The sequence below is a fragment of the Pseudomonas sp. TH39(2020) genome, assembly GCF_016650715.1.
Classification (GTDB): domain Bacteria; phylum Pseudomonadota; class Gammaproteobacteria; order Pseudomonadales; family Pseudomonadaceae; genus Aquipseudomonas; species Aquipseudomonas mandelii_C.
On the sequence record NZ_JAEKFF010000006.1, the window covers coordinates 1,700,141 to 1,721,905 of the forward strand.

16 protein-coding genes are annotated in these 21,765 nt (G+C 60.1%); all 16 read right to left on the reverse strand.

All coding sequences use genetic code 11. The annotated features are described in order from the left end of the window. Window positions 1–218: 218 nt before the first annotated feature. The 16 genes from mdoH to hutU all read right to left on the reverse strand — a co-directional run bounded on the left by mdoH (window position 219) and on the right by hutU (window position 21,697). On the reverse strand, window positions 219–2,789 hold the full coding sequence (mdoH, locus tag JFU47_RS15540; protein WP_201184038.1) for a glucans biosynthesis glucosyltransferase MdoH: 2,571 nt from the start codon (window positions 2,787–2,789) through the stop codon (window positions 219–221). Continuing rightward, a complete protein-coding gene (locus tag JFU47_RS15545; RefSeq protein WP_140680619.1) occupies window positions 2,782–4,617 on the reverse strand; it encodes a glucan biosynthesis protein G in 1,836 nt (611 codons plus the stop codon). The genes mdoH and JFU47_RS15545 overlap by 8 nt, the downstream gene beginning before the upstream one ends. Before the next feature lie 321 nt (window positions 4,618–4,938). Further along, the gene (gene dtd, locus JFU47_RS15550; protein WP_008149496.1) at window positions 4,939–5,376 is read right to left on the reverse strand and encodes a D-aminoacyl-tRNA deacylase; all 438 of its coding nucleotides are present in this window, start codon (window positions 5,374–5,376) and stop codon (window positions 4,939–4,941) included. Then, complete coding sequence (gene pip / locus JFU47_RS15555; protein ID WP_111449393.1) at window positions 5,373–6,344, reverse strand: prolyl aminopeptidase; 972 nt, start codon at window positions 6,342–6,344, stop codon at window positions 5,373–5,375. The genes dtd and pip overlap by 4 nt, the downstream gene beginning before the upstream one ends. A gap of 113 nt (window positions 6,345–6,457) precedes the next feature. Next, a complete protein-coding gene (locus JFU47_RS15560; protein WP_201184041.1) occupies window positions 6,458–7,378 on the reverse strand; it encodes an alpha/beta hydrolase in 921 nt (306 codons plus the stop codon). A gap of 147 nt (window positions 7,379–7,525) precedes the next feature. Then, on the reverse strand, window positions 7,526–8,473 hold the full coding sequence (locus JFU47_RS15565; RefSeq protein WP_201184044.1) for a choline ABC transporter substrate-binding protein: 948 nt from the start codon (window positions 8,471–8,473) through the stop codon (window positions 7,526–7,528). 252 nt (window positions 8,474–8,725) lie between these two features. Beyond that, window positions 8,726–9,529: an N-formylglutamate deformylase gene (gene hutG, locus JFU47_RS15570; RefSeq protein ID WP_201184046.1), complete on the reverse strand. Its 804-nt coding sequence runs from the start codon at window positions 9,527–9,529 to the stop codon at window positions 8,726–8,728. A 10-nt stretch (window positions 9,530–9,539) separates the two neighbouring features. Beyond that, on the reverse strand, window positions 9,540–10,745 hold the full coding sequence (gene hutI, locus JFU47_RS15575; RefSeq protein WP_201184048.1) for an imidazolonepropionase: 1,206 nt from the start codon (window positions 10,743–10,745) through the stop codon (window positions 9,540–9,542). A gap of 17 nt (window positions 10,746–10,762) precedes the next feature. After that, a complete protein-coding gene (locus JFU47_RS15580; RefSeq protein WP_201184053.1) occupies window positions 10,763–12,172 on the reverse strand; it encodes an amino acid permease in 1,410 nt (469 codons plus the stop codon). A gap of 109 nt (window positions 12,173–12,281) precedes the next feature. Further along, window positions 12,282–13,814, reverse strand: a complete 1,533-nt coding sequence (gene hutH / locus JFU47_RS15585; RefSeq protein WP_201184058.1) for a histidine ammonia-lyase — start codon at window positions 13,812–13,814, stop codon at window positions 12,282–12,284. A 115-nt stretch (window positions 13,815–13,929) separates the two neighbouring features. After that, on the reverse strand, window positions 13,930–15,453 hold the full coding sequence (gene hutH / locus JFU47_RS15590; protein WP_201184061.1) for a histidine ammonia-lyase: 1,524 nt from the start codon (window positions 15,451–15,453) through the stop codon (window positions 13,930–13,932). Between the two features lie 140 nt (window positions 15,454–15,593). Further along, window positions 15,594–16,424, reverse strand: a complete 831-nt coding sequence (locus tag JFU47_RS15595; RefSeq protein WP_008149478.1) for a quaternary amine ABC transporter ATP-binding protein — start codon at window positions 16,422–16,424, stop codon at window positions 15,594–15,596. Further along, window positions 16,421–17,272 carry an ABC transporter permease gene (locus JFU47_RS15600; protein WP_111449402.1) on the reverse strand — a complete coding sequence of 284 codons (852 nt, stop codon included), beginning with the start codon at window positions 17,270–17,272 and terminating at the stop codon, window positions 16,421–16,423. Before JFU47_RS15600 ends, JFU47_RS15595 begins: the two co-directional genes overlap by 4 nt. A 70-nt stretch (window positions 17,273–17,342) precedes the next feature. Then, window positions 17,343–18,311, reverse strand: a complete 969-nt coding sequence (locus JFU47_RS15605) for an ABC transporter substrate-binding protein (RefSeq protein ID WP_140680602.1) — start codon at window positions 18,309–18,311, stop codon at window positions 17,343–17,345. 69 nt (window positions 18,312–18,380) lie between these two features. Further along, window positions 18,381–19,853 carry a purine-cytosine permease family protein gene (locus JFU47_RS15610; RefSeq protein WP_140680600.1) on the reverse strand — a complete coding sequence of 491 codons (1,473 nt, stop codon included), beginning with the start codon at window positions 19,851–19,853 and terminating at the stop codon, window positions 18,381–18,383. Between the two features lie 155 nt (window positions 19,854–20,008). Beyond that, complete coding sequence (hutU, locus tag JFU47_RS15615; protein WP_201184064.1) at window positions 20,009–21,697, reverse strand: urocanate hydratase; 1,689 nt, start codon at window positions 21,695–21,697, stop codon at window positions 20,009–20,011. Window positions 21,698–21,765 lie beyond the last annotated feature (68 nt).

Here is a 21,765-nt window from a genome sequence, read left to right on the forward strand (position 1 = left end):
TACGAACAGAAAGTTGTCCGGGCGCACCAATTCGGGGACGGATGCTAACGCACTCGCTCGTTTGCACAAGGGTTTGGGTGGGATTTGTTGTTTCGCAGGGCGGAAAGCAAAAGATCGCAGCCTTCGGCAGCTCCTACAGATGTACACCCTGTAGGAGCTGCCGAAGGCTGCGATCTTTTTGAAGCGCCCCCGATCTCAAAGGATGCGGGGGGATTTCATCACGCCAACTGAGGCTGCGCACTCAGCGGCTTGAGCGGCAACAGCGGCGCATGGGGATCGGCTTTCACCGATTTACGCCACGCTTCCAGCCACTCGGGGTGACCTTCGCTCCAGATCTGCTCATGCAGACGACCCAGTGCTACCGGGTCACTGAGCAGTTGTACGCGCTCATTGTTGTCCAGACCCTCAGGCCCGGCTTTCAGCGCATGACGAACCCGTTCGATCCGCAGCCATTCGATCGGCTCGGCCTCACGGTGGCGGGACGTCGCCAGCGAGCACGCCAAGGCGTTCTGCTGTGGATCGACCACTGCCCGGACGAAGCCGTCGTTCAGCGCATGCCAACGGTTTTCGTGGGTGTACTGGTCGGTCGCCAGCAACGCCTGTGGCGGATTGTATTCCTCAGGGATCAGGAACAGGCTTTCGTCACGGGACTTGAGGCCCAGGCCAACTCGACTGGAGATCACCGATACCGGAATCGACAGCATCAACGAACCGACGATCGGCACCAGCCACCAGAGGAAGCTCGGGTTCAGCCAGATCACCAACAGGGCCCAGAAGAAGCCCAGCAAGGTTTGCGGACCGTGGCGTTTGACCGCTTCGCTCCATGGCGTGGAGTCGTCGTCACGTTGCGGCGAGTTCCAGGTCGCAGCCCAGCCGAGGAACGCGGCGAGCACGAAGCGGGTGTGGAAAATCATCCGTACCGGCGCCAGCAGCATGGAGAACAGCATCTCCAGCAGCATCGACAGGGTCACCTTGAACTTGCCACCGAACTCTTTCGCGCCCTTGGCCCAGATCAGGATGATGCTCAACAGCTTCGGCAGGAACAGCAGCACGACGGTGGTCGAGAACAGCGCGATCGCCTTGTCCGGGTGCCATTGTGGCCACAACGGATAGAGCTGACGTGGCTCAAGGAAGTACTGCGGCTCCATCAGCGTGTTGACCGCCAGCAGCGCCGTCGACAGCACGAGGAAGAAGAACCACAACGGCGCCGACAAGTAAGACATCACGCCCGTCAGGAACACCGCACGGTGCACCGGGTGCATGCCTTTTACCAGGAACAACCGGAAGTTCATCAGGTTGCCGTGACACCAGCGACGGTCACGCTTGAGTTCGTCCAGCAGGTTCGGCGGCAATTCTTCGTAGCTGCCCGGCAAGTCGTAGGCAATCCACACGCCCCAGCCGGCACGGCGCATCAGCGCCGCTTCAACGAAGTCATGGGACAGAATGGCACCGGCAAACGCGCCTTTACCGGGCAACGGCGCCAGGGCGCAGTGCTCGATGAACGGCTTCATGCGGATGATGGCGTTGTGGCCCCAGTAGTGGGATTCGCCCAACTGCCAGAAGTGCAGACCGGCGGTAAACAGCGGACCGTACACGCGGGTGGCGAACTGCTGCATGCGTGCATACAACGTGTCCATGCCAGACGCGCGCGGCGCGGTCTGGATGATCCCGGCGTCCGGGGTGGCTTCCATCAAGCGCACCAGACTGGTCAGGCAATCGCCGCTCATCACGGAGTCCGCGTCGAGCACGACCATGTACTTGTAATCACCGCCCCAACGACGGCAGAAGTCGTCGAGGTTACCGCTTTTACGCTTGACGCGACGGCGACGGCGGCGATAGAAGATCTTGCCGAAGCCCTTGGCTTCACGGCAGACGTCCAGCCAGGCTTGTTGCTCGGCAACGCAGATATCGGCGTCGTTACTGTCGCTGAGGACAAAGAAGTCGAAGCGATCCAGGTCACCCGTGGCCGCGACTGACTCGAAGGTCGCCCGCAGACCTGCAAATACCCGCGGCACGTCTTCGTTGCAGATCGGCATCACCAGTGCAGTGCGCGCGTCCTTGGGGATCGGCTCGTTACCGGCGCTTTTGCCGGAAATGCGGTATTTGTCATGGCCTGTGAGCAACTCGAGAAAGCCCATCAGCGCTGTCCAGAAACCGGCCGACACCCAGCAGAATAGAATCCCGAACAGAATCAGGATGCTGGTTTGCAGCGCATACGGCAGCACTTGCGTGACGGTTTGCAGGAACGGCTGGTGCAGGACTTCGTTCAGGTCGACGAACGACCAGCCCTGGTACGGCATGATGCCTTTCATGTACCAGCCGGCGACGATGGTCTGACCGAGCATCAATACCAGCAGAATGTAGCGGCGGATCGAACCGACGGTGCGCCAGCGAGCCGCCGGCAGCACATTTTCATCCTTCGGCGGGGCCGGCGGATTGGTGCGACCGGTCAGACGACGCCAGCCACGCACCAGAATGTTGGTGCGCCACGGCTCCGGCACGACTTTGGTCCGACGAATCGGCGGGGTTGCCCGCAGGCAGACCCGACCGCTGGCGTCGAGCACCAGCATTTCAGCGTCGGCCAGTTCTTCGGCGGTGTTCAGGGTCAGGCGACGACCGACTGAAGCTTGAGCAGCCTCGGTCGGCGCGTCGAACGTCGAGGACGAAAGGCGCTCATGCAATTCGCTGAAAGACTGGCAGCCCGCGAGTTCCGCGCGCTGCTCGTCGGTCATTGGTAGATGCGCCAGATACTCGGCAAGAGTCTCTGGCTGTACTTGAGAATTACTCATCGGCAGGCAACTGGTAGCTCCAGGTCTCGGTCAGGACTTCTTCAGTCGGTACCGATTCCGGTGTGGCTGGGGCCGCTTCGGCAGCAACTGGCTGCTTGGCGTCTTTGTTGTCCTTGTCCTTGGAAACTGCGGCTGGCTTGGCTTCGACCTGCTTGGTTTCAACCTGCTTGGCTTCAGCTTGCTTAGTTTCCTTGGCTTCCTTGTCCAGCTTCTCCTGCTGCCGAGCGGCAATCTTGTCAGCCTTGGCGACGGAAGAATTGGATGCCGGATACGATGTTTTGGCCAGGTCGGCAGGCACGATGTTCTCGACCAGTGCAGCACGCATCTCGGTAGGCTTGCCCGGATCCTTGATCTTCATCCGTAACGTCAGGCGCCAGCCCTTGGTTTCAGGGTTGTAACGCACACTGTTCTCGACCAGCTCGGCATTGTCGCCAACGCTGACCTGGCTACGAACGTCCGCAGTTTCCGGCAATGCCGCAAGGGACGGGCCTTCGAAGTCCACCAGATAAGCAACGCTGCCGTCCGGCTGACGGATCAGGTTGGACTGTTTCACGTCACCCGTGGAACGCAGGGTCTGTTGAACCCAGGCGCTGTCCGGTGCGTGAAGTGCGGCTTCGTCGATGGTCCAGTGCATGCGATAAGCGACGTCCAGCGGCTGACCAGGCTCAGGCAGTTTTTCCGGACTCCAGAACGCAACGATATTGTCGTTGGTTTCGTCGGCAGTCGGAATCTCTACCAGATCGACGGAGCCCTTGCCCCAATCGCCTTTTGGTTCGATCCAGGCACTTGGGCGCTTGTCGTAGCGGTCGTCGAGGTCTTCGTAGTGGCTGAAGTCGCGGCCACGTTGCAGCAGGCCGAAACCGCGCGGGTTCTCGATCGAGAAGTTGCTCACCGCCAGGTGTTTCGGGTTGTTCAGTGGGCGCCAGATCCATTCGCCATTGCCGGCATGGATCGACAGGCCGCTAGAATCGTGCAGTTCGCGACGGTAGTTCAGCACTTTCGACGGCTGATTGGCGCCGAACAGGAACATGCTTGTCAGCGGCGCAACGCCAAGCTTGGTGACCTTGTCACGCAGGAACATCTGGGCCTTGACGTCGACAACGGTGTCGCTGCCCGGACGCAGGGTCAGGCGATAGGCACCGGTCGCGCGTGGCGAATCCAGCAGCGCAAAGATCACCAGGTGCTTGTCACCCGGTTTTGGCTGTTGAATCCAGAATTCGGTGAAGCGCGGGAATTCTTCGCCGGACGGCAACGCGGTATCGATGGCCATGCCGCGAGCGGACAAGCCATAGGTGTGACCCTTGCCGACAACGCGGAAGTAACTCGCGCCGAGCATGGTCATGATTTCGTCTTGCTTGTCAGCCTTGTTGATCGGGTACAGCACACGGAAACCGGCATAACCCAGTTGCTCGGTGGCTTTAGGATCGAACTTCAGATCGCCGAAATCGAAACGACTTGGGTCGTATTTGATCTCTTCGACGGTGTTAGCTGTGATTTCGTTGATTTTCACCGGTGTATCGAAATGCATACCCTGGTGATAGAACGACAGCTTGAACGGGGTTTTCTGATCGGCCCACTCGGCTTTTTCGGTCAGGAAGCGAATTTTTTGATAGTCCGCGAATTTCATTTCGCGGAACTCGTTCGGCAGGTTACTGCGCGGAGCTTCGTATTTCTGCCCGGCCAGCTCTTTTGCCTTGACCGATACATCATCCAGATTGAATGCCCAAAGCTGACCGGCGCTGAGCAGGCAGAGCAGTGCAGAGCCCGCTACCAGAGCGCTTCGTAACCGTTTGGCAGACAATTTTGCATTACAGGGACTAACAATCACGAGCAACCCTCGCCGAAAACAGATCAAAAAACCAACGGCCAGTTAAAGTGCCTGTGAGGTGTACGGCATGAAAAAACCGACCCTACAGACCACTCTTGCCAAGTTGGCGAGCATTGTTCCGACTCCTATGGGGCTAAATGATTCCCCAAGAGGTTCAGGACAAGTCTCTACCTAAGTCAAAATGGACCAACGAACGCTGATCCCCGTAGCGCGCGATTATCTAGTAGGCCGCGTTACAACGCATCAGGGGTAACAAAGTATTTATCGCGAAAAACACCTGTTTTCAGTCGAAAAGCCCTTAAAAACATGTTTCAAGCGCTTTCAGGTCTGTAACAGGAAGGTTACCGGGCCGTCATTGACCAGGTGCACCTGCATATCCGCGCCGAATCTACCTGATGCCACAGTGCCATGCACCTGTTTCGCCTTACCTAATAGATAGTCGAAAAGCTCCTCGCCCAAGGCCGGAGGGGCAGCGGTCGAAAAACTCGGACGCAACCCGCTCTTGGTATCGGCGGCCAGGGTGAACTGTGAGACCAGCAGCAACCCACCGCCTACATCCGCCAGGGACAGATTCATCTTGCCCTCGGCGTCACTGAACACTCGATAGTTAAGCAGTTTCTGCAGAAGTTTGTCGGCGCTGGCCCGAGTATCCTCAGGCTCGACCGCCACCAGCACCAGCAATCCCTGATCGACGGCGCCAACCACCTCCCCCGCTACCTCGACTCGCGCGCCACGCACGCGTTGCAGCAGGCCCTTCATGCTTCTTCAGGGGCCAGGTCGAGCAGACGATGGGCCATCAGATCGGCGGCGCGAACCAGTGCGTCAGTAATGCCAGGTTCGGAGGCGGCATGGCCAGCATCACGGATCACCTGCAATTCACTGTTCGGCCAGTTCTGATGCAGTTCCCAGGCGTTGTCCAGCGGGCAGATCACGTCGTAGCGACCGTGGACGATCACGCCAGGCAAATGGGCGATCTTGCCCATGTCGCGGATCAGCTGGTTGGGCTCAAGGAACGCATTGTTGGTGAAGTAGTGACATTCGATGCGGGCGATGGACAACGCGCGCTGTGGCTCGGAGAAACGATCGACCACCATCGGGTTCGGGCGCAGGGTGGCGGTCCGGCCTTCCCAGGTGGACCAGGCTTTGGCCGCGTGCATCTGGGCAATCTGATCGTTGCCGATCAGGCGCTTGTGGAAAGCCGAGAGCAAGTCTTCGCGCTCGTCCAGCGGGATCGGCGCGATGTAGTCCTGCCAGTAATCGGGGAACAGACGACTGGCGCCACACTGGTAGAACCACTCGATTTCCTGCGGGCGGCAGAGAAAAATCCCGCGCAGAATCAGACCGTGCACACGCTCCGGGTGGGTTTGCGCGTAGGCAAGCGCCAGGGTCGAGCCCCATGAACCGCCGAACAACACCCACTTATCGATGCCAAGGTGCTGGCGAATTCGCTCAAGGTCGGCGACCAGATCCCAGGTGGTGTTGTTTTCCAGGCTGGCGTGGGGCGTTGAACGACCGCAACCGCGCTGGTCGAAGGTCACAATGCGATACAGGTTCGGGTCGAAATACCGACGGCTCTGGGCATCACACCCGGCGCCGGGGCCGCCGTGAATGAACACGACCGGCAAACCTTCCGGCGAACCGCTTTCGTCGACATACAGCGTGTGGGTTTCATCGACGGCCAGATCGTGCCGGGCGTGGGGTTTGATCTGCGGGTACAAAGTCTGCATTGAGCGCTCCGTAAGGGGTCGAGGTCATCCCTGGGGGGACTTCTATTATTCTGCCGTCCGGCATCATAAACCCGAATTACGCCAATGAGCATGCCTTGCAGAATCAGAGTTTTTCAGCCTGTTTTTTCAGACAAATAGCCGAGCAGCGTTTCATAGAGTGCGTCGACCTCGGCGACCTGCCCCCGGGCCCGCAGACAGCCGTGAACCAAGCCCTCGCCGTAGTAAAGCGTCGCGGTCACATCTGCTGCGTTCAGTCGCTCGGCGTAGAGCACGCCGTCATCGCGCAACGGGTCGAATTGCGCCACGGCGATCATGGCCGGCGGTAAACCCCTGAAATCCTCGGCGAGCAACGGCATCGCATAGGCACTCGGCTGTCCAGTGCCGCGCAAGTACAGGGTGTGATAACAATCCACATCGCTGCTGCTGAGCAAGGGAGCGTCGCTGCACTCGCTGCGCGACGGCAATCGGTGATCACCGCCCAGCCCCGGGTAAATCAGGACCTGCGCCGCTGGCAATGGCTCGCCCGCATCGCGCAACGCCAGGCACAACGCCGCCGCCAGGTTGCCACCGGCGCTGTCCCCGGCCACCAGCGTTCGCTCGGGATCGAGCCGGAATGGCCCGGTCCGTAGCGCGCGCCAGACACCCAGGCAATCCTCGAACGCCGCTGGAAACGGATGTTCCGGCGCCAGCCGATAATCGACCGCGATCACCAGCACGCCGAGCGTCGACGCCAGTTCGGCGCAAATGAAGTCATGGGAATCCAGGTCCCCCACCACCCAACCGCCGCCGTGCAGATAAACGATGCACGGGCAACCGCCGGTCGGTGACGAAACCGGCGGTTGATAAGACCGCACCGGCACCCCGGCCAATTCGAAATCCACCACATAAAGCCCGGCGGGACGAGACGGGGTGAATGCCAGGCACATGTCGCTGTAGGCCTGACGCAAACCGGCGAGGCTGCTGTTGGTGCTGTTGAAGCTGACGGTTTTCTCGACGAAAGCCATCATCTGTGCAGAAAGCGGGTAAGTAGCCATGAGCCGGTGCCCGTTCAAGGAGACAAGTAGGGTCAACCCCCTGTGGGAGCGAGCCTGCTGGCGAAGAGGGCGTGTCATACAAATTGATGTTGCCTGACACACCGCCTTCGCGAGCAGGCTCGCTCCCACAGGGTTTTGCGGTTACGGTCAGTTTTTCAAACGGGTCTGAACGGTCGCCACGCCATCCTTGCCATCAAAACTGCTGACACCGGCGAGCCAGCGCTGCAGATCCTCGGGATGATCACGTAGCCATTGTCTGGCAACATCCTGCGGCGTCTTGCGCTCCATGATCGGCACCATCAACTGGCTTTCCTGGGCGGCGGTGAAGGTCAGGTTTTCCAACAGACGGTTTACGTTCGGGCAGCGCTGGGCGTAGTCCGGGGCGGTTACGGTGGAGACGGTGGCGGCGCCTTCGTTCGGGCCATAAACGTCTTCACTGCCAGTCAGGTAGGCGATTTTCATGTTGATGTTCATCGGGTGCGGGGTCCAGCCGACGAACACCACGAATTCCTTACGATTCACCGCCCGCTGAACGGCGGCAAGCATGCCGGCCTCACCCGACTCGATCAGCTTGAAATCCTTCAAGCCAAATTGATTGGTCTCGATCATGGTTTTGATGGTGGTGTTGGCGCCGCTGCCCGGCTCGATGCCGTAGATCTTGCCGCCGAGTTGATCCTTGAATTTGGCGATATCGGCGAAAGTTTTCAGACCCGCGTCGGCGACATATTCAGGTACGGCGAGGGTTGCCTGAGCATCGGCCAGGCTCGGTTTTTCCATGACCTTCACCTGATTGGCAGCCAGGAACGGCGCGATGTTTTTGTCCATCGCCGGTTTCCAGTAACCGAGGTAGATGTCCAGACGCTTGTCGCGGATGCCGGCGAAGATGATTTGCTGCACGGCGCTGGTTTGCTTGCTTTCGTAGCCGAGGCCATTGAGCAATACGTCAGCCATGCCGCTGGTGGCGATCACGTCGGTCCAGTTGACCACGCCCATGCGCACGGCCTTGCAGGAAGCGTCGTCACTGGCCAGAACGCTGGTGCTCAGGAGAGCAGTGCCGCAGAGGATTGAGAGACAGCGGGTAAACAGTCTTTTCATTGGGAGGATCTCGTGCGGCAGCGGATTATTGTGGGCCGGTGTCTTTGTGCACCGTGCCCGGAACATTACGCAGCGTCGAGAGGGTAAAAGCGAACTGTAGCGACCGTGTTTTGCACGGTGGCGACTGTCGTGATCGAACACCAACCTGTAGGAGCGAGCCTGCTCGCGAAGAGGGCGTGCCAGCCGACATCAATGTTGACTGACCCACCGCTTTCGCGAGCAGGCTCGCTCCCACAGGGTATGCGTCAGGGGTCAGCGGTTGTAGTGTTTCTCGCCCCAAGCGAGCAGGCCTTGCAACAATTCCTTGAGCACCACCTGAGTCGGCGCCGCCAGATCCGGGCGATAACGGAACGGCTCGAACTCTTCCATGTACGTGCACTGGCCCAACTCCAGTTGCACGGCATGGATGTTCTCGGCCGGGTTGCCGTAATGCCGGGTGATGTGGCCGCCCTTGAAGCGACCGTTCAGCACATGGCTGTAATCGGTGTGCTTCGCGCAGATCGCCTCCAGTTCATTGGCCAGTTGAGGATCGCAACTGGCGCCGTTGAAGGTGCCGAGGTTGAAGTCCGGCAGCTTGCCGTCGAACAGGTGCGGGATGATCGAGCGGATCGAGTGCGCATCGAACAGCAGCGCGTAGCCGAACTCGGCCTTCAGGCGCGCCAGCTCGTTCTGCAACGTGCTGTGATACGGCGTCCAGACTTGCTCCAGGTAAGTCGCGCGTTCTGCGGCCGATGGCTCATGCCCTTCGCGGAACAGCGGAATGCCGTCGAACAGCGTCGCCGGGTACAGGCCGGTGGTCGCGCCGACGTACAAAGGCCTGTCGTCAGACGGTCGATTCAGGTCGATGACAAAACGCGAGTACTCGGCGGCCAAGGTACTGGCACCCAGCTCGGCAGCAAATTCGTAAAGCTGCGGGATATGCCAGTCAGTGTCGGGCAGGCTTTTCGCGTCGGCGATCAACCCGGCTTCAACCGCAGGGGTCAGGCGCAGGCCGGCGTGGGGCATGCTGATCAGCAGCGGTACGCGGCCTTGTTTAAAGTTCAGAACCTTATCCACAACTGCTCTCCTAAACGCTTGTTTCGACGCCGTGACGCACGACGCGTTTTTCCAGGTCACCGCCCAGCCAGTACGACAGGTCGGCGGGACGATCGATTTGCCAGGCGACGAAATCCGCGACCTTGCCGACTTCCAGCGAGCCATGAGTTTCGGCCATGCCCAGCGCTGTGGCGGCATGAATCGTTGCACCAGCCAAAGCTTCTTCCGGGGTCATGCGGAAACAGGTGCACGCCATGTTCAACATCAAACGCAACGACAGCGCCGGTGAGGTGCCTGGGTTGAGGTCGGTGGCGATGGCGATTTTCACGCCGTGTTTGCGCAGAGCCTCCATCGGCGGCAATTGGGTTTCCCGCAGAAAGTAGAACGCGCCGGGCAGCAACACCGCGACGGTACCGGACTTGGCCATGGCGATGGCGTCGTCTTCGGTCATGAATTCCAGGTGATCGGCCGACAGTGCGTGGTAACGCGCGGCCAGACTCGAACCATGCAACGACGACAACTGTTCGGCGTGCAGCTTCACCGGCAAACCGAGCTGCTGCGCGGTGATGAACACCCGCTCGACCTGCGCCGGCGAAAACGCCAGGTATTCACAGAACGCGTCCACCGCATCCACCAGCCCTTCGGCGGCCAGGGCCGGGAGCATCTCGGCGCAGATGTGATCGATGTAGTCGTCGGCACGGTCCGCGTATTCCGGCGGCAAGGCGTGAGCGGCCAGGCAGGTGCTGCGCACGCTGACCGGCAGTTCGGCGCCGAGACGGCGGATGACCCGCAGGATCTTGCGTTCGCTGGCCAGGTCCAGGCCGTAGCCGGATTTCATTTCGACCGTGGTCACACCGTCGCGCATCAGGCTCTTCAGACGCTTGGCGGCGCTGGCAAACAGTTCATCTTCAGTGGCCGCGCGAGTGGCGCGCACGGTGCTGGCGATGCCACCACCGGCCGCTGCGATTTCTGCATAGCTGATGCCTTGCAGACGCTGTTCGAATTCACCGCTGCGGTTACCGCCGAACACCGTGTGGGTGTGGCAGTCGATCAGGCCCGGCGTCACCCAGGCCCCTTTAAGATCATTGACTGCCGGGTACTCGCCCGACGGCAGTTCAGCGCGTGGGCCGATCCACTCAATGTGCGCTCCTGACGTCACGATGGCCGCATCCTCGATGATCGAGTAGGCGCCTTGCGCCATGGTTGCGACGTGGCAGTGTTGCCAGAGAGTTTTCATCCGTGGCCTCCGTTAGGTTATCGATGAGAAAAAGAAGGTTCCCGCTCCACCGGTACTGCCTTCCCTGCCGCCGGTTTCACCCACGTCAGGTAGGCCAGCACCAGCAATACAATCCAGACCACGCCGACGATCAGAGCCGCCTGGGTGTCCGGGAAATAGCCCAGCACGCCAAAGATGAACAGCATGAAGGCGATCGCCGCCATCGGCGCATAAGGCCAGAACGGTACCGGGAACTTCAGTTGGGCGACCTGCTCGGCACTCATGGAGCGACGCATGGCCACTTGGGTGAACAGAATCATCAACCAGACCCATACAGTGGCGAAGGTTGCGATGGACGCGATCAACAGAAATACGTTTTCCGGAATCAGGTAGTTCAGCAGCACGCCCAGCAGCAGCGCGGCACTCATCACCACTACCGTCATCCATGGCACACCATTGCGCGACAAACTCGCGAAGCCCTTGGGCGCATGCCCTTGCTGGGCCAAACCGTACATCATGCGGCCAGCGCCGAAGATGTCACTGTTGATCGCCGACACCGCCGCCGAGATCACCACGATATTGAGAATGGTCGCCGCCGAGCTGATCCCCAGGTTGTCGAAGATCTGCACGAATGGACTGCCTTGGCTGCCGATCTGCTGCCATGGAAAAATCGACATCAGTACGAACATCGTCAGCACGTAGAACAACAGGATACGCAACGGTACGGCATTGATTGCCCTGGGCAGCACGTGCTGTGGGTCTTTGGCTTCGCCGGCCGTTACGCCGATGATTTCAATGCCGCCAAACGCAAACATCACCACTGCAAACGAAGCGATCAGGCCGCCCACGCCATTGGGCATGAAGCCGCCATGGCTCCAGAGATTGCTGATGTCGGTCGCCTGGGCGCCAGGCGCGGTGCTGATGCCGAACAGCATGATGCCGAAGCCACCGAGGATCATCGCGACGATGGCTGAGACCTTGAGCAGCGACAGCCAGAATTCCATTTCACCGAAGACTTTGACGTTGCACAGGTTCAAGCCGCCGACCACCGAAACGATGCCCAGCACCCAGATCCAGCGGGCGACTTCAGGAAACCAGAAGCCCATGTAAATACCGAATGCGGTGACGTCGGCCATGCCGACGATGACCATTTCAAACGCGTAGGTCCAACCGAGGATGAAGCCCGCCATCGGCCCCAGGTAGGTACTGGCGTATTGACCGAATGAGCCGGCCACCGGGTTGTGCACCGCCATCTCGCCGAGGGCGCGCATGACCATGAACACCGCCGCGCCACCGATCAGGTAAGCGAGCAGGACCGCAGGACCAGCCATCTGAATGGCCGAGGCAGAACCGTAAAACAGCCCGGTGCCGATCGCCGACCCCAGTGCCATGAAGCGAATATGTCGGGCAGAGAGCCCGCGTTTCAAACCTTTTGCTGGCTGTTGCATTGCTCGTCCTTAATTATTCTTATTCGACGCTAAATCGAATCGCGAGCAGGCTCGCTCCCACAGGGGTATGTATTCCAATGTGGGAGCGAGCCTGCTCGCGAAGAGGCCATTACAGGCTAGGCAGCAACTTCGCCGGTACCAGCGCGTTCAGGCAACGCGTGGCCAACAACTCGCTAGCGGCATTGATATCCGGGGCGAAAAAGCGATCCTTCTCATAGAAAGGCACTTCGGCACGCAGAATCCCGCGAGCTTCTTCCAGTTTTGGCGAGGTTTTCAGACCGTCGCGCAGATCCAGCCCCTGGACCGCAGCCAACCATTCAACCGCCAGAACACCCCGGGTGTTTTCGGCCATTTCCCACAGACGCTTGCCGGCAGCCGGCGCCATGGAAACGTGGTCTTCCTGGTTCGCGGAAGTCGGCAGGCTGTCCACCGAGTGCGGATGGGACAACGCCTTGTTCTCGCTGGCCAGTGCCGCAGCAGTCACCTGGGCGATCATGAAGCCGGAGTTCACACCGCCATTGGCCACCAGGAACGGCGGCAGTTGCGACATGTGCTTGTCCATCATCAGCGAGATACGACGTTCGCTCAGGGAACCGATTTCAGCGATGGCCAAGGCCATGTTGTCGGCGGCCATGGCGACCGGTTCGGCGTGGAAGTTACCGCCGGAAATCACGTCGCCTTCAGCGGCGAATACCAGCGGGTTGTCCGAAACGGCGTTGGCTTCGATGGCAAGCACTTCGGCAGCCTGACGGAACTGGGTCAGGCAGGCGCCCATGACTTGCGGCTGGCAGCGCAGGGAGTACGGGTCCTGGACCTTTTCGCAGTTCTGGTGCGAGTCGGACACTTCGCTACGCTCGCCCAGCAGATCGCGGTAAGCGGCAGCGGCGTCGATCTGGCCTTTCTGGCCACGAGCGGCGTGGATGCGCGCGTCGAACGGCGAGCGTGAGCCCAGCACGGCTTCAACCGTCATACCACCAATGGCCAGGGCGCCAGCAAACAGGTCTTCGCCTTCGAACAAACCGCGCAACGCATAAGCGGTAGACACCTGAGTGCCGTTGAGCAGCGCCAGACCTTCTTTCGCGGCCAGGGTCAACGGCGTCAGACCGGCGATTTTCAGCGCTTCGGTCGCTTCCATCCATTCGCCTTTGTAGCGAGCCTTGCCTTCGCCCAGCAACACCAGGGACATGTGGGCCAGAGGCGCCAAGTCACCGGAGGCACCGACCGAACCTTTCAATGGAATGTGCGGGTAAACCTCGGCGTTGATCAGCGCGATCAGCGCGTCGATCACTACGCGACGAATGCCGGAGAAACCACGGCTCAGGCTGTTGACCTTGAGCACCATGACCAGTCGAACCAGCGCATCGCTGATCGGCTCGCCAACACCGGCGGCGTGGGACAGCACCAGCGAGCGCTGCAGGTTTTCCAGGTCTTCGCTGGCGATACGGGTCGAAGCCAGCAGGCCGAAACCGGTATTAATGCCATAAGCGGTACGGTTCTCGGCGAGGATCTGTTCCACGCAGGCAACGCTGGCTTCAATCTGGGCCGAGGCACTGTTGTCGAGGGTGATTTTGACCGGCTGCTGATACACATCACGCAGTTGGGCAAGGCTCAGTTGGCCGGGAATAAGGTTTAACGCAGTCATTTCATTCTCCTTTTGAGAGTCTTTTATTAACTCACCAGACGCTCCGGAGATGTCCGTTGTCCGTCGCGTCTCGCCTTCTGGGGAGCCGCGCCTTGGCACGCTGGTGTGGTGGAAATCAGTTCAGGTTCGGTAACGCGTTGTGCAGCAAAATCGGGTCTTTCAAAACGGCGGCGGCACTGGCGATGTCCGGTGCCAGCCAGCGGTCCTGGTCGTAGGCCGGAACTCGCTCGCGCAGCAGACGCCAGGCGGCATCGGTGCCGGCGCCGAAGCGTTGCTCTTTCAAGAACTCAAACGCCTGAGACGCCAGCAGGTACTCGATGGCGAGGATCTGGGTGCAGTTTTCCAGGGCACGATGCAGCTTCAGCGCAGCGTTGGTGCCCATGCTCAGATGGTCTTCCTGCAGGCCCGAGGTGACGTAGTTGTCGAGTACCGCCGGTTGCGCCAACTGGCGGTTTTCCGCACACAGCGAAGCGGCGACGTACTGGACGATCATCATTCCGGAGTTCACCCCCGGATTGGCCACCAGGAATGCCGGCAAACCGCTGACATGCGGGTTGATCAAGCGGTCCAGACGACGTTCGGCGATAGAGCCGATTTCAGCCATGGCGATGGCCAACAAGTCAGCGGCCAGCGCGACCGATTGACCGTGCGGGTTAGCTTGGGACATCACGCGGAAGTTGTCCGGTGTGCCCAACAACATCGGGTTATCGGTGACCGAGTTGAGTTCGGTTTCGATCTGCTTTTTCGCGTGCTCAAGCTGATCGCGAGCGGCGCCATGAACTTGCGGGATCGAGCGGATGCTCAATGCATCCTGAGTACGAATGCCTTTGCTGCTGGCAATCACTTCGCTGCCATCAAGCAACGCCCGCAGGTTGATGCCGACTTGCTGCATGCCTGGATGCGGTTTGAGCGCGATGATCTCGGCATCGAACGCGGCAATCTGACCGCGCTGGGCCTCGAAGCTCATGGCCCCGATCACGTCAGCCCATTGCACCAGACGCGTGGCGTCGGCGAGTGCCAGGCAGCTGAGGCCGGACATGCACGGCGTGCCGTTCACCAGGCACAGGCCATCTTTGGCGCCCAGTTGAACCGGTTGCAGACCTTCTTCGGCCAGGGCTTGCTGCGCGGAAACGATCTGCCCGCGATAGCTGACATTGCCGACACCCAGCAGCGCGATGCTGATGTGGGCCATGTGGGTCAGGTAACCCACCGAACCCTGGGACGGCACTTGCGGGGTGATGCCGCGATTGAGCAGCGCCAACAGGGCTTCGACCACCCGGCGATGAATACCGGATTTGCCGTGGCTGTAGTTGCGAATGGCGGCGCAGATGATTGCGCGGGTCTGTTCGTCGGCCAAAGGTGCGCCGACGCCACAGGCGTGACTAAGCAAGGTGTTGCGCGACAGTTGGCTGAGCTGTTCGTCTTTGAGCGAGACATTGCACAGCGCGCCGAGGCCGGTGTTGACGCCATAGGCGCGCTCGCCGCTGACGACGATGCGCTGGACGATGGCCTGGGCATTGTCGATCCGCGCCCAGACCTGTGGTGACAGCTCAAGCTGTGCTCCATGGCGAGCGACGGCCACCACATCCTGCCAACGCAACGGGGCGTCGGCGATAACGATTTTTTCAGCCTGGGACATCTTCAACCTCGTGCGTACAACTTGAATATTGATGCAGCTTTGCCGACGCTATCGCGAGCAGGCTCGCTCCCACAGGGTACGCATTCCAATTGTGGGAGCGAGCCTGCTCGCGAAGAGGCCGGCACAACCACCGCAAACCTTTAAACCACCGCCGCCCGACGCTGGACGAACCGGTCGACATACTCATCCGCCGGCGAATGCAGAATCTCTCTCGGCGTGCCGACCTGAATCAGGCGGCCATCCTTGAGGATCGCAATGCGGTTGCCGATGCGCACGGCCTCGTCGAGGTCGTGGGTGATGAAGACGATGGTCTTGTGCAGGGTCTTTTGCAGTTCCAGCAACTGGTCCTGCATCTCGGCGCGAATCAGCGGGTCGAGGGCACTGAACGCTTCGTCCATCAGGATGATGTCGGTGTCCGCCGCCAAGGCGCGGGCCAGGCCCACACGCTGACGCATGCCGCCCGAGAGCTGATGCGGGTATTTGTTTTCGTAGCCCTTCAGGCCCACGGTGTTGATCCAGTGCAGCGCGCGCTCGGAGCACATTTGCTTGGTCTCGCCACGCACTTTCAGGCCGTAAGCGACGTTATCCACCACGGTCTTGTGCGGCAACAGGCCGAAGCTCTGGAACACCATGCTGATCTTGTGCCGGCGAAATTCGCGCAGGGCTTCCATGTCGTATTGCAGGATGTCCACGCCGTCCACCAGGATCGCGCCGCTGGTCGGGTCGATCAGGCGGTTGAAGTGGCGCACCAGGGTCGATTTGCCGGAACCTGACAGGCCCATGATCACGAAGATCTCGCCGGTGCCGATGCTCAGAGACAAGTCGTTCACGCCGACCACACAGCCGGTTTCGGACAGTACCTGATCTTTGGTTTTGCCCTGGCCGATCATGGCCAGCGCATCCTTGGAACGGTTGCCGAAAATCTTGAAGACGTTTTTGACTTCGATCTTGCTGATGGCTTCGTTGTTCATTTGCTCACCTCATGCCGTGCCCGACCATACGCCTGAGTAATACGGTCGATAACCACTGCCAGAATCACGATCGCCAGACCCGCCTCAAGACCACGTCCAACGTTGAGGGTCTGAATCCCCACCAACACGTCTTCACCCAAGCCACGGGCACCGATCATCGAGGCAATCACGACCATCGACAGGGCCATCATGGTGGTCTGGTTAATCCCGGCCATGATGCTCGGCAGGGCCAGCGGCAGTTGCACGCCAAACAGTTGCTGCCAGCGGTTGGCACCGAAGGCGTTGATCGCTTCCATCACTTCGCCGTCGACCTGGCGAATACCCAGATCAGTCAGGCGGATCAGCGGTGGTGCGGCGTAGATCACGGTGGCGAAAATCGCCGGGACCTTGCCCAGGCCGAACAGCATCAGCACCGGGATCAGGTACACGAAACTCGGCATGGTCTGCATGATGTCCAGCAGCGGCATCAATATCGAACGCAGGCGATTGCTGCGCGCCGAAAGAATGCCCAGCGGAATGCCGATCATCACCGAAATGATGGTCGCCACCATCATCAGCGCCAGGGTCTGCATCAGCTTGTCCCAGAGGCCGACCGCACCCACCAGGAACAACAAGCCTACGATCACGGCGGTGGTCACGACTTTGCGGGTCGCGTGCCAGGCAACGCCCGCCACGATCGCCAGCATCAGCCACCAGGGCGCCGCACGCAGCAGCCCTTCAAGATTGACGATGGCCCACAACAGAGTGTCGGAGATGTGCCGGAACACGTCGCCGTAGTTGGTGACCAGCGAATCGACCCAACTGTTGACCCAGTCGGCGATGGAAAAAGTAAAGCTTTCGGGAAACATAAGAGACTCTCAATCAAGGGGTTGCGATCAAGCATCCGACTGCCGCTCAGGGCAGACGGAGAGGCTCAACCTACAAGGCCGCGTCGATCTTTTTGGCTGCGTCTTCGCTCACCCACGCGTGCCAGACTTCAGGATGTTCCTTGAGGAAGATTTTCGCCAGTTTTGGTGACTCGATCCGCTCTTTGGCCATGCGCCCGAGGTTCTGGTTGAGCAGGTCGATTGGCAGGTTGACCTTTTCCAGCACAGCCACCAGTTCCGGGGCTTGCTCGTGGAAGGTCTTGGACAGGCCGACCTTGATGGTCACTTGCTTGTTCACGCCTGGTTTCTCATCGAGTTTGACCAGATCGACCTGGCCCATCAGCGGAGTTGGCGACCAGTAGTAGAACAGGATCGGCTCGCCACGCTTGTAGCTCGACAGCACCGCGGCATCCAGCGCCGGGCCGGTACCCGGACGGAAGTTGGTGTAGGTGCTTTCCAGGCCGTAGCTTTTCAGCATTTCACTGTTGTCGAGTTCACAGGTCCAGCCGGCCGGGCAGTTGTAGAAACGGCCCTTGGCTGGTTCTTCGGCGTCCTTGAACACTGCAGCGTATTTACCCAAATCGGCGATCGCTTTCAGGTCCGGCGCTTTAGGCTCCAGCTTGCGCTTGGCGTCGCCTTCGATCACGTAACGCGGCACGTACCAACCTTCGACAGCACCCACGACAGGCGCGCCAACACCGACAACCTTGCCGGCCTTCTCGGCCTTGTTCCAGACTTCGCTACGACCAACCCACTCTTCGGCGAAGATTTGAATATCGTTGCTGCTCAGGGCGTTTTCCATGGTGATGGAGTTGCCCGGCAGGCTGTCGGTCTTGCAGTCGTAGCCTTTCTCCAACACGACTTGCAGCACGTCGGTCAGCAGCATGGCGCTTTCCCAGTTCAGGCCGGCAAATTTCACCGGTTTACCCGACTCGCACCAACCAGCCGCCTGAGTGGCGCCGGCACTGGCCAGCAGGCCCATGGAAAGCAATGTGGTCAGCAGGGTCTTGTTCGATTTCATTGTAGTGACGCTCCTAATCATGAGTTGGCTTACGGCAGTCAAGAGGCATCCAGCCCTGTCCACGTCCAATCAGGCCTGCGCCGCAGCGCGACCAGCCCCGCTATTTTTAGGTTGTACAACGCTGTCCTGCTCGACCGGCAGGATCAGGTGATCGGGTACTGCGCTGTGCCATTTTTTCGCGCACACGTAATACAGGGCTGCGGGAAGCACCAGACCGATGATCCAGGAAATATCCACACCACCCAGAGCGTCCACCAGCGGACCGGTATAGAACTTGGTAGAGATGAACGGCAGTTGCACCAGCACACCGAAGACATAAACGCTGATACCGAGAGGGTTCCAACGGCCGTAGCGACCGTTCGGATCGGCCAGCGCCGGCACGTCATAGCGCTCGCGAGTGATGCAGTAGTAGTCCACCAGGTTGATCGCGCTCCATGGCGTGAAAAAAGCCAGCAAAAACAGGATGAAGGACTTGAACGCACCGAGGAACGAGTGCTGACCGAGCAACGCGATCAGGGTCGCAGTGCCGACGATGACCAGCACGAAGACCAGACGCTGCAAGCGCGTAACCCGCAGGTCACCACGGAAACCGCTGATGACGGTCGCAATGCACATGAAGCTGCCGTAGGAGTTCAGCGTGGAGATGGTGACCTTACCGAACGCGATGCTGAAGTACAGCAGCGCAGCGGTGGCACCGGTACCGCCCAGACCCACGATGTAGGCCACTTCGTGGCCGGCGAACTGCCCGTTGGCCGAGGCGGCGGCAAGCACGCCGAGGATCATCGCCACCTGTGCGCCAATGACCGAACCCGCGCCTGCGGCGAAAAAGGTTTTCACCGAGGAAGTCTTGCTCGGCAGGTAGCGTGAATAGTCAGCCACGTAGGGGCCGAAGGCGATCTGCCAGGATGCCGCGAGCGACACCGCGAGCAGGAAGCTGGTCCAGCTGAAGTGGCGGATTTGCAGGAGTGCGCCAACGTCAGTCTGGCTCATCAGCCGACTGAACAGGTAAACAAAGGCAATCACGCCAATGACGCTGGCGACACGGCCGATGAAATGAATCACCCGATAACCGAGCACCGTGACCAGCACGATGACACTGGCGAAGATGAGGATACCGACGCTGTCGCTGACGCCAAACAACTGGCCCAGCGCCTGGCCGGAAAGCACAGTGCCCGTCGCGGTGAAACCGAGGTACATCAGACAGACCAGCACGATCGGGATGGCCGCGCCATACACGCCGAACTGTACCCGGCTGGAAATCATCTGCGGCAGGCCAAGCTTGGGCCCTTGCGCCGCATGCAGCGCCATTACGCCACCGCCGAGCAGTTGACCGATCAACAGACCGATCAACGACCAGAACACGTCACCGCCCAGCACCACGGCCAGGGCCCCGGTGACAATCGCGGTGATTTGCAGGTTGGCACCCATCCACAGGGTGAACTGGCTCAACAGACGACCGTGTCTCTCCGCTTCCGGGATGTAGTCGATCGAACGTTTCTCGATCAACGGTTTACTGCCTGCACGATCGCTGTTAACAGCCATGATTCAACCTCTGTGGATTGTTATGGGAATTACTGCCTGGATTAGGCCCCTGTGGGAGCGAGCCTGCTCGCGAAGGCGTCAGCACATCCAACACTGAAGTTGGTTGACCCACCGCTTTCGCGAGCAGGCTCGCTCCCACATGAAAAGCGCCTGCGTTACTTGCCGGTGATCATCGGCAGGTTCAGACCCTGCTCCTTGGCGCAATCGATCGCGATCTGGTAACCCGCATCGGCGTGACGCATGACGCCGGTAGCCGGGTCGTTGTGCAGGACGCGAGCGATACGCTCGGCCGCTTCGTCAGTACCGTCGCAGACAATCACCATGCCCGAGTGCTGGGAGAAGCCCATGCCGACGCCGCCGCCGTGGTGCAGGGAAACCCAGGTCGCGCCGCTCGCGGTATTGAGCAGAGCGTTGAGCAGTGGCCAGTCGGATACGGCATCGGAACCGTCCTGCATCGACTCGGTTTCGCGGTTCGGGCTGGCTACCGAACCGGAGTCCAGATGGTCACGACCGATCACGATTGGCGCGGACAATTCACCGCTGCGCACCATTTCGTTGAACGCCAGACCGAGCTTGGCGCGCAGGCCCAGGCCAACCCAGCAGATACGTGCCGGCAGACCCTGGAAGCTGATGCGCTCGCGCGCCATGTCCAGCCAGTTGTGCAGGTGCGCGTCGTCCGGGATCAGTTCTTTTACTTTGGCGTCGGTTTTGTAGATGTCTTGCGGATCACCCGACAGTGCAGCCCAACGGAACGGGCCGATGCCGCGGCAGAACAGCGGACGGATGTAAGCCGGTACGAAGCCTGGGAAGTCGAATGCGTTTTCCACGCCTTCTTCCTGGGCCATCTGACGGATGTTGTTGCCGTAGTCGAAGGTCGGAATACCCATTTTCTGGAATTCGAGCATCGCTTTAACGTGCACGGCCATGGATTGCTTGGCGGCTTTGACGACAGCGGCTGGCTCGGTCTTGGCGCGAGCGCGGTACTCTTCCCAGGTCCAGCCGGCTGGCAGGTAACCGTTGAGCGGGTCGTGGGCGCTGGTCTGGTCGGTGACCATGTCCGGGCGCACGCCGCGCTTGACCAGTTCCGGCAGGATTTCCGCCGCGTTACCCAGCAGGGCGATGGAAATCGCTTTGCCTTCCTTGGTGTATTTGGCGATGCGGGCCAGCGCGTCGTCGAGGTCGGTGGCTTGCTCATCGACGTAACGGCTGTTCAAACGGAAATCGATGCTGACTTGTTGGCATTCGATGTTCAGCGAGCAAGCACCGGCCAGGGTCGCGGCCAGAGGTTGAGCGCCGCCCATGCCGCCGAGGCCTGCGGTCAGGACCCAACGACCTGTCAGGTCATCGTTGTAGTGCTGGCGACCGGCTTCGACGAACGTTTCGTAGGTGCCTTGAACGATGCCCTGGCTGCCGATGTAGATCCAGCTACCGGCGGTCATCTGGCCGTACATGGCCAGGCCTTTGGCGTCGAGTTCGTTGAAGTGTTCCCAGCTCGCCCAGTGTGGCACCAGGTTGGAGTTGGCGATCAGTACGCGCGGGGCATTGCTGTGGGTCTTGAACACGCCGACCGGCTTGCCGGATTGCACCAGCAGGGTCTCGTCGTCGTTCAGGTTGGTCAGGCTTTCGACGATCTTGTCGTAGCATTCCCAGTTACGCGCCGCACGACCGATACCACCGTAAACCACCAGTTCTTTAGGGTTCTCGGCGACTTCCGGGTCGAGGTTGTTCATCAACATGCGCAGCGGCGCTTCAGTCAGCCAGCTCTTGGCGGTCAGCTTGTTACCGCGAGCGGCACGAATTTCAACGTCACGAAACTTAGTAGGTTTCTGGGTATTGTCAGTCACGAAAAAGACTCCTCAGCGATCAATCCAAACCAACCCTGGCGGTGGGTAAGCCAGCCTGTGTGCGTCAA